We start from the raw sequence: 13,008 nt of genomic DNA on the forward strand, positions 1-13,008 counted from the left end.
AAGTGTGCGTAATTACAGATCCACCGTGCGTCCCAAGTGGAGCGACAAGCGGCCACTGGCCCCTGGTCCTTACCCAGAGGCCAATGACCGCTCGCTTTTGTTTGCCTTCTATCGACCGATCCTAAATCAGGCACCTAGGTAGGCGTCGATGACAGTCTGTTGCCGGGAGACCTCGAGAAAGGAACCCGAGGCGATGAGACGACCGGCATCGAGGACGCAGACGGTGTCGGTGAGAGCCTCGACAGCAAACATGTCGTGTTCGATGAGGAGAATCGCACTGTCGGTCTTGTCGAAAGCATCGCGGAGTACGCCCACGAATTGAGCCTTCTCGCTCGTGTCCAATCCAGCCATCGGCTCGTCCAGGAGCAGTACGCGGGGAGAACCCACCAAGGCGCGGCCAAGTTCGACAACCTTGCGCGTTCCATAGGCCAGTTCGGAGACTGGTCTCTTGCGGTCCCGTTCGAGGCCCAGAATGGACAGGATATTCCCAAGCGCCTCGCGTCTGTGCGTCGTGGAAACCGGAGTATCCGAACCGAGGCCGGCACCGAACCAGATGTTCTCCTCCACTGTCATCGAGAGGAACAGCTCCAAGTTCTGAAAGGTCCGGACAAGTCCTGCTCGCGAGCGCTTGTGAGGTGCAGCCGAGGCCAAATTGACGCCTCCGAGGCGGATGTCACCACTACTCTTGACGTAGCCTGTGATGGCGTTTACGCACGTACTCTTTCCGGCACCGTTCGGCCCAATCAGCCCAACCCGATCTTTTGGCCACAGCTGAAGATCAAAGGTATCCAGAGCGATGTTTCCGCCGAATTGGACCTTCAGTCCTCGCACATCGAGCACAGGCTTTGTGTCCGGCTTCCGGTCCACCAACGAATCGAGGTTGATCATGCCTTCACTCCCATGTAGCTGGCAAGGATATCTTCGTCGAGGAGATGGGCACTGGGCCCCTCTGCCACGACCCTGCCACCCGACATAACGTAGGCGCGGTCGGCGAAACCGAGTGCAGCCCGCGCATTCTGTTCGACGAGCAGGACTGTCAGGCCTGTGCCTCGGATCGCATCTAGCGAGCTGAGGAGGTTCTTGGCAGCCAGCGGCGACAACCCAAGAGTCGGTTCATCCAGGAGAAGCAGACGCGGCTTGGTCAACATCGCCCGACCGACTGCGAGCATTTGCTGCTGCCCTCCGGACAGGGAGCCTGCCCGCTGACTCAGCAGCGGCCGCAACGCCGGGAAGACATCCAGCGCTTGGGAAATGTCTACGGCGCCCTGGTGCTTGCCAGAGAATCGCGCCGCGGACAAATTCTCCTTAACGCTTAGATCGGGGAAGATCCCGCGTCCCTCCGGCACGTGGGCGATGCCTGCCTGAGCGAGCGCGCTGGGCGCGGTAATTGAGATGTCGGTTCCCGCGTAACGAGCCTCACCTTGTGATGGGCGGACCAAGCCTGAGATCACGCGCAACAGGGTCGTCTTTCCAGCGCCGTTGCTGCCGAGAAGCGCGGTGACCGAGCCCTCAGGGAGGGCAATCGACACGCCCGAGAGAGCCTTCGCCTCGGCATAACCCGCTGAAAGATCAATGATCTCAAGCAATGGCCGGGGGCCCGTCACCTCCCGTTCTGACGGAGTGTGGTGCCCGGCAAACACCCTGACCTTCGGCTCGTCTCGTGGGAGTGGGGTTGTCGAAGCCGAGCGGCTCGCAAAGATTGCGGCCGCACGGGAGCCGGCGCGCCGGAAGATATCAACCGCCCCTGCCGGCGAAAGCACCAAAACGACGAGAAGGACCAAGCCGAGTATAAGGTCCGGCGGCAGGGAGATCTCTGGTGCGTAGGCCGTAGTCACTGTGAGGAGTGCAGCGCCAATGAGTGCACCTGGGATCGAACCGGTTCCACCGACGACAACGGCGACAAGCAGGGTGATCGATAGAAAGGGTGAATAGTCCGTGGGCGTCACCAGTCCGGTGAAGCTTGCATTCAAGACTCCACCCAATCCCGCCAGGCCTGATGCCACCACGAAGGCACCCAATTTGACGGCGCCCGGGTTGAGCCCCGTGGCCTGTGAACCTGCTGTCGAGTCACGGACAGCGATCCACCGACGGCCGAATTCGGACCGGCGTGCCAGATAGATGGAAACGGTGCACGCCAAGGCGATCCCCGCTCCCAACCAATACTGATTCGTTGGGTAGAACAGCGACGCCGGAAGCGCGAGTTCGAGGCCCTGGGTACCGCCGGTGATGCCGTCGAAGTAGGTGATCATTTCCGGTACCGCGAAGGAAAGGACGAGCGTGAATAGTGTGAGGAACAGTGGTCCGAGACGCACCGCCGGAAGCCCGATGATCAGACCGGCAATGAGTCCGGTGATGAGGCCGATCGGGATTGCCACGAGTGTCGGAACGCCGAGGTGAGCGACTGCGATCGCCCCGGCATAGGCACCAATTGCCATGATCGCGGACTGGCCGACGGAAAGCTGGCCGCTGTATCCGACGAGGATGTTGAGCCCTAGGACGGAGATATAGATGGCCGTGAGCTGTGGCAGCAGCACTAGAAGCGTTGTCGGGACCAGCAGGGGCAAGACAATGATGAGGACGACGATAGCGACCGCGGCGGCGCTCCTACGCACCCGCCGCGGAACGGCATTTCGACTGTTCTGACCATAGGCGTTAATCGAAGCGGCGTTTTCCCGGACGTCGGACCGAATCCGACGGAAGCGTGTTGAGTGGATAACCGGTTCCGAAATGGTGGCATCGCGTACTCCGAGGACACCATTAGGCTTGACGAAAAGGAGGACCGCGACAATACCGAACAGATAAGTCTGTGTTAGCGATGGCGTGAACACGAATCCGAGTACATTCAGCAACACTCCGAGGATGAACCCGCCGGTCGCCGCCCCTCGAATGTTGGTAAAACCGCCGATAACCAAGGCGACGAGGGCGACCATCATGAACGACGTGAAACCAGACGGCGAAAGCGTCGTACTTGGAGTGACCAGGATGGCCGCGAGACCGCCAATGCCGCCTCCAAGAACCCAGGTCCAGAACCGGACTCGCTTCACCGCGAGGCCGAGCAGCCGTGCGGTCATTGGCCCTGAACTGGCCATCCGGATGGCCAATCCGAATCTTGTCCGCTGGACGACCAGTTGGAGAGCCAGGACGACGACCAGCGCGACTACCACGGCGAGGATGTTGTTGTAACTGATCAGAACGCCGTCTAAGCGCCAGCCCGACTCCGTTGACCAGGCCGTCGGGAAGGGCTTGTTGTCCGGGCCCCAGATCCACACGATCAGGCCCTGGGTAATGAGGAAAAGCGCGAAGGTTGCGACGACGTAGCTTAGGTGATCCGCCTCCCCAAGGAGACGGATCACCAGCTCAGTCAAGGCCCCCGCGGCCGCCCCTGCGAGCATGCCGATGAGCAGGAGCACGACCCATGGAAGGTGTTGCCCGGAGGCTGCATACGCCGCGTAGACTGACAAGCTCGCAGTACCGCCCAACGCAAAGTTTGCGATCTTCGATGACTTGTAAATAATCACGACCGCAACGGACGTGAGGGCGTACAGGCTGCCTGTCACAACTCCCGATAAGAGAATCCCGAGTTGCATACTTACCTCTTCTTTTTGGTGCCGAAAGAACGTCGTGGTTGGGGCGGCAGCGACAGCCGGGGCATGTCGGGGTCGTTCATACTGCAGGCCATCACTTCGGCATCGCGGCCATCGGTGCGACCTGCTTCCCCACCCCGCCCGCGGTGAGGGTGTACATCGACGAGACGGCACTGCCGTAATGCTGGGTGCTGTCGTAGGTCACTGCGGGGAGGAACCCCACTTGCTCGCCGTTGAATCCGGTCTGGAGTGCATTGGCCAACGAATCGCGGGTCAATGCTTGACCCCCTGTAGTGGCCTTCTGGATGGCTTGCTCGATGATGGCGCCGAAGTTCCAGCCCTGTACGGTCAGGCTCGATTCCTCGATGGCCGGGAAGGCTTTACCGACGACGTCGGCGTAGCGCTTCGATTCTGCGTCATCGCCGCGCGGTACCTGATAGCTGTCCGAGTATGTGTTAGCCAGGACCTCAGCTGGCACGCTGGTCGTGTAAGACTTATCCTGCAGTGAAAAAAGACCAGTCCATTTCGGGTTGTAACCGAGGGCGGCCGCCGCTTTCTGAACACCTGCCAGCTGGGGCGGGCCACCTTCGAAGACCACGGCCTTTGCTCCGCTCTGCTGCAGCCGCGCCGCATAGGCGGAATAATCCGTGGCCGTCGTGGGTACGGGAACCTGGGTGACGACGTTTCCCCCGAGGGACTTCACGTAGTCCGGCAGCACCGCTGCGGTGGGCTGTCCCACATCATCGTTCTGGTATAGAAAGGCGATCTCTTTGATCCCGAGGGTCTGGACCACAAAGCGCGCGTCTGCCTCACCGAGCTTGGTGTAGGACGGATTCTGGCCGTACATGTATTTACTCGGCGGAACGAACAGATCGCCGTTCGCCGCGGCAAGGACGGGGACCTTAAGGGTGTCGGCGACGGTCTTGATCCCCTGAACGGGTGCCGTTCCCGCAGAGACGACTAATAGGCTCGAGCTCGCCAGACTCTTGAAGGCGGCTACCGAGGTGGACGCGGACAATGCGTTGTCTTTGCTGACAAACTTGAACGTGTACCCGTTGACCCCGCCTCTGCTGTTGAGGTCGTTGAGGTAGGCCTCGGTTCCTGATGCGGCGTTGTTGTATTGCGCAAAGGGGCCGCTGAGGGTCGAGTCGAACCCGATCGTGACGACCTTGTTCGAGACTCCGATAGTGGCCGAGTTGTCCGCTTCCGCGGCACCGCACGCAGTCACCGCGCAGAGCAGACCCGCACTCATCAACAACACTGCCGCAGGGGTGCGTTTTCGCATCACTGTAACTCCTTCACATCAGCGTATGGAAGGTAGGTTGCCCGGCACCGCAGCCGTCAAGGGTTGCGGTGCCGGGCACGGACTGCCCTTCCTTGGACAGTGACGATGATCACTTCGTACATAATATGTTATGTACCTCATATGATGTCAAGAGTTCGCGACTTATCTAGCCAAATACCCGGTATGCATAGGGGAGTGAGGCTTCTGTCAACCGTTGGTCGACCTTCTCTGCACCGCCACGGGTTGGACGTGCAGGCTGAATAGCCCGGAAAGACTCCTTCTTTCGAAGGTGTTCTGGAACCGAACCGGCGGTCAGGAGGGGCAGATCAGGAAGCGACAATAGAGCAGCGGATCCACGGCGCAGGGGTCGGCGGGGATACATTGCGAACTTGTCGACTGTGCTCCCGCGGTGAGTTCTTGGAGCTCCGATGTTGCCGAAGCAAACTGATCAACCCGAGTGGTTCCCGGCGTTATGCCTGGGGGTGGGTGCCGGGTCGGCCGAGGAGCTAGCCTTGTCCGGCGGTGATCCTGATCCGGGTGACCGTGTGGGCTTCGGTCCAGTTTGATGATGTCCGGCCGGATCTGGAGGATGTGGCGCATGGAGGCGAATCCGGATCCGGCGTCGTCGACGGCTATGCGCAGGCCTTGTTGCCGCAAGGTTCCAGCGTTGCGACCAGGGGGCAGTATTCGGTCAGTTCCAGAACGATCCGGTTAAGCGGCACGGCGGCTTGTTCCAGGTCCGCGGTCAGGCCTGCCCGGACGGCCTCGGCGAACCAGTGCTCGGTGCCGGCGGCGTGGTTGCCGGGGAACCGGCAGAGGGCCTCGACGCCGAGGAGTTACCTGTCGGGCAGTGCGTGGATGGGCTGAAATGCTGTCTGCAAGGCGTTGCCGTCGATCATTTCCCGGATGCGGATCCTCTTATATTTCGCGGCAGCTTCCTGCGCGGTCTGCGCAGGGAAGCGCCGGCTGATTCCCTCGATGGCGCTGCGTTGGCCGTCGGTGCCGAAGCGGACCCGGCCCGATGTTTCCAGCCACACGGTGCTGGCGTCGCGGTGGCGGCAGCACATCAAGACACCGTGCCATCCTGGGCCGCCGGGACGTGCCGAGGTCCCTATCGCGCTCCGGGCCACGGCCAGGTCCTCTGGCCCGATGACCAGGCTGCTGGGTCGGCCGAGCAGTTCCTCGGGTACCGCCATGCCCGTCAACCTGCTTGTCAAAGCGGTGGGGCACCAAACGTTGCGATCGTTGATAACCCTTGTGGTTATCTGGTGCCCCACCGCGGTCTTGGTTGCCGCGGGTAGCGGCTCGTGCGGTTACACGGTCCGCTGTTCGACGCCGTTGTATTCGCTCAGCGGGCGGATGAGGGAGTTCGAGGCGGCTTGTTCCATGATGTGCGCGGTCCAGCCGGTGATGCGGCTGGCGACGAAGAGCGGGGTGAAGGTGGGGGTGTCGAAGCCCATGAGGTGGTACGTGGGTCCGGCGGGGTAGTCGAGGTTGGGTTTGATGGCTTTGGCTTCGTCCATCGCCTGCTCCAGCCCGTTGTACAAACCGAGAAGTTCCGGCCGGCCGTAGTGGGCGATCATCTTATCCAGGGCGGCCTTCATGGTGGGTACCCTGGAGTCGCCGTGCTTGTAGACGCGGTGACCAAATCCCATGACCTTCTTCTTCTGCGCCAGGGCGTCTTCCATCCAGGCTTTTGCGCGTGCGGCGGCGTCTTCGAGGGATTCTTCGGTGCGGATGCCGATCTCGTCGAAGGTGTGCATGACGGCTTCGTTGGCGCCGCCGTGCAGTGGTCCCTTGAGGGCGCCGATGGCTCCGGTGACGGCGGAGTGCAGGTCCGAGAGGGTGGAGGTGATGACGCGGGCGGTGAAGGTCGAGGCGTTGAAGGAGTGCTCGGCGTAAAGGATCATGGAGACGTCGAAGGCTTCGACGACTTCGTCTACGGGTTCCTCGCCGAAGGCCATCCACAGGAAGTTCGCGGAGTAGCCCAGGTCATCGCGCGGGTCCACGACGCCTTGTCCCCGGCGGCGGCGCTGGTCGTACGCCACCACGGCGGGGAAGGCGGCGAACAGGTCCTTCGCTTTGGCCAGGTTCGCTTCCGGGGAGGAATCTTCCGCCAGGGGGTGCAGGGCTCCGAGCACTGACGCTGCCGTCCGGCATACGTCCATGGGGTGTCCCGTGGTGGGCAGGGCATCGATCACGGCTTTCACGCGGGGATCCAGGGCGCGGCCGGCACGCTCGCGGGCTGAGAAATCCGCCAGTTCCTCCTGGGTGGGAAGTTCGCCATGCCAGAGCAGGTAGGCGACTTCTTCGAAGCTGCATTTGGCGGCGAGTTCCTGGACGGGGTATCCGCGGTAGAGCAGCGAGTTGGTCTCGGGGTTGACCTTGGAGATCGCGGTGTAGTCAACCACGACGCCGGCCAGGCCCTTACGGATTTCGACGGTTGCGGTGTTCATGAGACTTCCTTGTGGGGGGTTGATGGACGCGTCACGGTCTAGTGGATTCCGGGTATCTGGAAGTTGAAAACGCCGGTATCGAAGTGGTTGTAGGCCTCGTAGTCGACGAGCTCGTAGAGGCGTGCACGGGTGAGCATGTTCTCCACTTGCGCCTCCTGGGTTCCGGCGGTCTTCAAGGTGTCCAGGGTGCGTTCCGCGGCGCCCATGGCCATGCGGAGCAGGGTGACCGGGTAGATCACCATGTTGACGCCGACGCCCTGGAGCTGTTCCACGGTGAAGAGCTCGCTCTTGCCGAATTCGGTCATGTTGGCCAGGATCGGCACGTCCACCGCGTCACGGATGGCTTGGAACTCGGACAGGTCGCGCATGGCTTCGGGGAAGATCGCGTCGGCCCCGGCGTCGACGAGTGCCCGGGCGCGTTCCTGGGCCGCTTCGATGCCGTCCACGGCACGGATGTCGGTCCGGGCCATGATGAGGAAGTTCGGGTCCCGGCGGGAGTCGGCCGCGGCGCGGATGCGCTTGGCGGCGGTGTCGACGTCGACGACGTTCTTACCGTCCAAGTGCCCGCAGCGTTTCGGGTTGAACTGGTCCTCGATGTGGCAACCGGCGAGTCCGGCGTTTTCAAGTTCCTGGATGGTGCGGGCGACGTTCATCGGTTCACCGAAGCCTGTATCGGCGTCCACGAGGCACGGGAGCTCGGTCATCCGGGCGATCTGGCCGGCGCGGGTGGCCACCTCGGTGAGGGTGGTGAGGCCGATGTCCGGCAGGCCCAGGTCGTTGGCGAGGACGGCTCCGGAGATGTAGACGCCGGGGAAGCCCTTTTCCTCGATCAGGCGTGCCGAGAGCGGGTTGAACGCGCCCGGGAACTGTTGGATGGTCCCGGAGGCGAGCAGCTCGCGCAGGGCCAGGCGCTTCTGCTCCGGCGTGGTCTTGGAGTACAGCATTTAGAACAGTCCCTTCGGTGCCGCGGCGAGGTCGATGACTCCGGGGGCGGCGGTGATGTTCAGTTGGTCCAGTTCTCCCGGGCCGAGGTCCGGGAGGGATTCGGCGGCGGCGAGGAAGCGTTCGATCTCGGCTTCTTCCACCACGCCCGCGGCGAGGGTGCGGAACTTGTCGATGTACTGCTGGCGGGCGAACGGCCGGGCACCGAGGGGGTGTGCGTCCGCGACGGCGATCGATTCGGTGATGACCGTGCCGTCGGTAAGCGTGATGACAACGGTGCCGCCGAAGGCCTTTTCGGCGATGTCCAGGGAGTGGTAGCGGCGGGTCCATTCGGGGTCTTCGACGGTGGTGACTTTGTGCCAGAGTTCCACGGTGTCGGCACGTCCGGCACGTTCGGGGCTGTAGGAGTCCACGTGGTGCCAGGAGCCGTCCTGCAACGCGACGGTGAAGATGTACGGGATGGAGTGGTCCAGCGTCTCCCGCGAAGCGGTGGGCGAGTATTTTTGGGGGTCGTTGGCGCCGGAACCGATCACGTAGTGCGTGTGGTGGCTGGTCTTGATCAGCACGGACTTCACGTTGGCCGGGTCCGTGGTCTCGGGGTGCTCTTTGTGGAGTTTGCGGGCGAGGTCGATCCAGGCCTGGGCCTGGTATTCGGCGGAGTGTTCCTTGGTGTAAGTGTCCAGGATGGCGCGTTTGGGCTCTCCGGCCTCGGGCAGCGGGACCTCGTAGGAGGCGTTAGGTCCATCCAGCATCCAGGCGATCACGCCGTCTTCGCCTTCGTAGATCGGCACGGGGGAGGTCTGTCCGCGCATGGCACGGTCCGCGGACTCGACGGCCATTTTTCCGGCGAATGCGGGGGCGTGGGCCTTCCAGGTGGAGATTTCGCCCTTGCGGGACTGCCGCGTGGCGGTGGTGGTGTGCAGGGCCTGGCCGATCGACTGGAAGATGGTTTCGACGTCCAGGCCCAGGAGGGTGCCGATGCCGGCGGCGGCGGAGGGGCCCAGGTGCGCGACGTGGTCGATCTTGTGCTTGTGCAGGCAGATGGCCTTGACCAGGTTCACTTGGATCTCGTATCCGGTGGCGATGCCGCGGATCAGGTCTTTGCCGCTGGAGCCGACGTGCTGGGCGACGGCGAGGATCGGCGGGATGTTGTCGCCGGGGTGGGAGTATTCCGCGGCCAGGAAGGTGTCGTGGTAGTCCAGTTCACGCACGGCGACGCCGTTGGCCCAGGCGGCCCATTCGGGGGAGACCTTGTCGCTGATCCCGAAGACGGAGGAGCCTTTGCCGTTGGTGGTCGGCGCGTGGGTGAGGGCCTGCGCCCGGGCCGCGATGATGGGGGCACGGTTCAGGGAGGCAACGGCGACGGCGGCATTGTCGATGATCCGGTTGATGATCATTTCCGCGACCAGGGGAGTCACCTCGACGGGATCGGCGGCGACGGTCGCGATCTTGTGCGCCAGCTGATCCTGCCGGGCAAGGTTTTCTTCGCTCTTGTAGACGCGGACGTGGTTGTTCTTCACCGTGGTGCTCCTTATGAGTGAGGTGTATGGGTGGCTTTGACGTGGGAAAGACTGCGGTGCAGATGAAGGATGGTGGCCGCCTCGGCGAGCCGCGGATTGCCTGCCGCGATGGCTTCGGCGATCGCGGCATGCTCGGCCGCGGCGGCGTTGAGGCGCTCGGCGTCGTCGGCAGCGAGGCGCCGGACCCGCACCAAGTGCACGCGCAGACTGCGCATGGCCTGGGCGAGATAGGAATTGGAAATAGCCTCATCGATCGCCTCATCCAAGCGGGCAACCAGGGCGTAGTAGGCATGCCGTGCGGGATCGCTGTCATTGAGTAGCTTGGGAGCCTCCAACAGCCTGGCGTGAAGCTCGCCGAACACGGCCCTCTCGCCGCGTTCGGCGGCCAGGGCCGCCGCCTTGACTTCCAGGGTTTCGCGCAGCTCGAACAGTTCGTCGATGTCCTCCAGCGAGATGTCGGTGACGACGACGCCGCGGCCCCCTGCCGCCGTCGTGAGCCCTTCCGCGTTGAGCCGGCCCAGCGCCTCCCGCACAGGGGTGCGCGAGACCCCCAAACGCTCGGACTGCTCAACCTCCGCCAGCACCGTTCCCGGCAGAAGACGCCACTCCATGATGTCCTTGCGGAGGGCCGCGTAGGCCCTGTCACTGGCACGCATGGACCTTTCCCTTCATCCGCAAACATCCTCAAACTTGACTAGTGTATACACAACAATGACATCTTGCCGTGAGTGAGCGCAATAGCTGCCTAGGAATTGAATCTGTGTATACAAAGGTCTTGTTGTGAAGATGGGGAGCGACTACCATGTTGCTCATCACAACGTCGTGGACAAGGACTCACTCATGGACAACTCCGCCTACCGGAATGCCTACGAACGCAGCCTGACGCATGCACCGGATTTCTGGCTCGACGCCGCGAAAAAGGTCACGTGGTCCACGGCACCGGAGCGGGCGCTGGACAGCGGCAACGCCCCGTTGTACCGATGGTTCCCGGACGGCGTGCTCAACACTTCCTTCAACGCCCTGGACCGTCATGTCCTGGCGGGCCGCGGGGACCAGGACGCGCTCATCTACGACTCCGCAGTGCTCCACAGCCAGCGGCAGTATACGTACGCCGAACTCACGGAACTCGTGGCAAAATTCGCCGGCGTCCTCAAGGGACAAGGCGTGGGCAAGGGAGACCGGGTGGTGATCTATATGCCTATGATCCCCGAAGCGGTGATCGCCATGCTGGCAACCGCGCGGCTCGGCGCCGTCCATTCGGTGGTCTTCGGTGGGTTCGCCCCGAAGGAACTTGCTGCCCGCATCCGGGACGCCGAGCCAGCAGTAGTGGTCACTTCGTCCGGCGGCATCGAGCCGTCCCGCCGGGTGGAATACCTGCCCGCCGTAGCGGAGGCCCTGGAACTGGCGGGGGTTCCGGATCTGCGCGTAGTGGTTAAGGACCGCGACGGCTTCAAAGCCACCGCAGCGGACTTCCACGGTTGGCTGGACTGGGACGACGAGATGGCCGCGGCCTCACCTGCGGCGCCCGTAGACGTCAGCTCCACGGATCCGCTCTACATTCTGTACACGTCCGGCACCACTGGAATTCCCAAGGGGGTTGTCCGGGATAACGGTGGGCACGCGGTCGCACTTTCGTGGACGATGGAGAACATCTACGACATTGGCCCCGGGGATGTTCTCTGGACCGCCTCCGACGTCGGGTGGGTGGTGGGGCACTCCTACATCACTTATGGGCCGCTTCTGGCGGGCGCCACCACCGTCCTGTACGAAGGCAAGCCTGTGGGCACTCCCGACGCCGGGGCGTTCTGGCGCGTTATCGAGGACCATAAGGTCAATGTTCTGTTCACGGCGCCCACCGCTCTGCGCGCGATCCGCAAGGCCGACCCCGGGGCGGAGCTGCTGGCCGATTACGACATATCCAGTTTGAAGACCCTCTTCGTGGCCGGTGAGCGGCTGGACACGGACACCTACCACTGGGCCGACCAAGCGCTGGACGTTCCCGTGGTGGACCACTGGTGGCAGACCGAGACAGGTTGGGCCATCTGTGCAAACCCGAGGGGCCTGGACGCCCTTCCCATCAAGCCGGGCTCACCCTCCGTGCCGATGCCAGGGTTCAACCTCAGCATTGTGGACGGCAACGGAGACGCGGTGGAGCCTGGCGAAGAAGGCAACATCGTCCTGCGCCTTCCTTTGCCGCCGGGAACCCTCACCACGCTGTGGGGAGACGATGCCCGATACATTTCCTCATACCTTGAAGTCTTCAAGGGCTGCTATGCCACTGGCGATTCCGGGTATCAAGACGCCGACGGCTACGTTTTCGTGATGGGGCGCACCGACGACGTCATCAACGTGGCCGGCCACAGGTTGTCAACCGGCTCCATGGAGCAGGTTCTCGGGCAACACCCGGCGGTGGCGGAATGCGCCGTCATCGGCGTCGCCGACCCCCTGAAGGGCCAACGCGCCAGCGGCTACGTCGTCTTGAAATCCGGTGTCCATATGGACGAAGGCCAGCTCGCGCAGGAGCTGATCGCCATGGTCCGCCGAGACATCGGGCCCGTCGCCGATTTCAAGAACGTCAAGGTGGTGGACGCGCTGCCCAAAACGCGGTCGGGAAAGATCCTCCGCAAGACGATGCGCCAACTTGTCGACGGAGAAGAGTATGTCACCCCCTCGACCATCGAGGACCCCGAAGTTCTGGAGCGGCTCGTCGCGGTTCTTCGTCCCACTTCCGCAGCGGACTGACTAGCCGCTATTTCCCATCGGCCCGAGCCCCAAAATCGGGCCGATGGGGCAGGAGCGTCTACTACCTGACCGAGCGACGGCGGCGAGCGACCAGGAGTGTTGCGCCGAGACCGGCCCCGAGAAGCAGTACGCCGACGAGGAGCGCGCCGAGGGGATTTGCGCCGGTTTTCGCTAGCGGGGAGCTTGAACCGGTACTCGCCGGAGCGGAGCCGCTGTCGGCGTCCGTCGGCGTTCCGGCAACGGCAATATCAGTGCCGGTCACCGTGGTGATTGCTGGGTCAGGGCTCGAGCCGTTGGCGGGTGGTCCGACCATGGGGGCGATGGGGGCGACCGCCTGCGGGCTGGCCCAACAGCATCGCACCCACGCCCGCCGCGCCGCGCTGGCAGGAGGCCTGGACCGGGATCACCCCTCAGGAAACGCGGACCTCGCGGCCGCCATCCGCGTTGTCGGTCCACGGCACGGGCACGAACCTGGGTAG

The 13,008-nt window shown here is 63.3% G+C and carries 11 protein-coding genes; 1 reads left to right on the forward strand and 10 read right to left on the reverse strand.

The features are described 5' to 3' along the window. Window positions 1-126 precede the first annotated feature (126 nt). The 9 genes from A3M3_RS0109300 to A3M3_RS0109340 form a co-directional block, all read right to left on the reverse strand. On the reverse strand, window positions 127-888 hold the full coding sequence (locus A3M3_RS0109300; RefSeq protein ID WP_051423078.1) for an ABC transporter ATP-binding protein: 762 nt from the start codon (window positions 886-888) through the stop codon (window positions 127-129). Then, window positions 885-3,587 (reverse strand): ABC transporter permease subunit, encoded by a 2,703-nt coding sequence (locus A3M3_RS0109305; protein ID WP_028266090.1) that lies wholly within the window; start codon window positions 3,585-3,587, stop codon window positions 885-887. Before A3M3_RS0109305 ends, A3M3_RS0109300 begins: the two co-directional genes overlap by 4 nt. Window positions 3,588-3,678: 91 nt before the next feature. Continuing rightward, window positions 3,679-4,869 (reverse strand): ABC transporter substrate-binding protein, encoded by a 1,191-nt coding sequence (locus A3M3_RS0109310; protein WP_028266091.1) that lies wholly within the window; start codon window positions 4,867-4,869, stop codon window positions 3,679-3,681. Window positions 4,870-5,181: 312 nt separating this feature from the next. Next, the gene (locus A3M3_RS27410) at window positions 5,182-5,526 is read right to left on the reverse strand and encodes an EAL domain-containing protein (protein WP_442853098.1); all 345 of its coding nucleotides are present in this window, start codon (window positions 5,524-5,526) and stop codon (window positions 5,182-5,184) included. 179 nt (window positions 5,527-5,705) lie between these two features. Then, entirely contained in the window at window positions 5,706-6,065 is a 360-nt protein-coding gene (locus A3M3_RS0109320; RefSeq protein WP_028266092.1) for a PAS domain-containing protein, read from the reverse strand. 117 nt (window positions 6,066-6,182) lie between these two features. Further along, entirely contained in the window at window positions 6,183-7,325 is a 1,143-nt protein-coding gene (locus tag A3M3_RS0109325) for a bifunctional 2-methylcitrate synthase/citrate synthase (protein ID WP_028266093.1), read from the reverse strand. A gap of 38 nt (window positions 7,326-7,363) precedes the next feature. Next, entirely contained in the window at window positions 7,364-8,269 is a 906-nt protein-coding gene (gene prpB / locus A3M3_RS0109330; protein WP_028266094.1) for a methylisocitrate lyase, read from the reverse strand. Then, window positions 8,270-9,787 (reverse strand): MmgE/PrpD family protein, encoded by a 1,518-nt coding sequence (locus A3M3_RS0109335; RefSeq protein ID WP_028266095.1) that lies wholly within the window; start codon window positions 9,785-9,787, stop codon window positions 8,270-8,272. 11 nt (window positions 9,788-9,798) lie between these two features. Continuing rightward, window positions 9,799-10,443: a GntR family transcriptional regulator gene (locus A3M3_RS0109340; protein ID WP_028266096.1), complete on the reverse strand. Its 645-nt coding sequence runs from the start codon at window positions 10,441-10,443 to the stop codon at window positions 9,799-9,801. 130 nt (window positions 10,444-10,573) lie between these two features. Here A3M3_RS0109340 and A3M3_RS0109345 point away from each other — a divergent pair, with 130 nt between their 5' ends. Next, entirely contained in the window at window positions 10,574-12,529 is a 1,956-nt protein-coding gene (locus tag A3M3_RS0109345; RefSeq protein WP_081736896.1) for an acetate--CoA ligase, read from the forward strand. Window positions 12,530-12,590: 61 nt separating this feature from the next. On the opposite strand, the gene A3M3_RS0109350 is transcribed toward A3M3_RS0109345, so the two are convergent. Further along, on the reverse strand, window positions 12,591-12,842 hold the full coding sequence (locus A3M3_RS0109350; RefSeq protein WP_028266098.1) for a hypothetical protein: 252 nt from the start codon (window positions 12,840-12,842) through the stop codon (window positions 12,591-12,593). Window positions 12,843-13,008 lie beyond the last annotated feature (166 nt).

The organism is Arthrobacter sp. MA-N2, assembly GCF_000517125.1.
Lineage (GTDB): Bacteria > Actinomycetota > Actinomycetes > Actinomycetales > Micrococcaceae > Arthrobacter > Arthrobacter methylotrophus.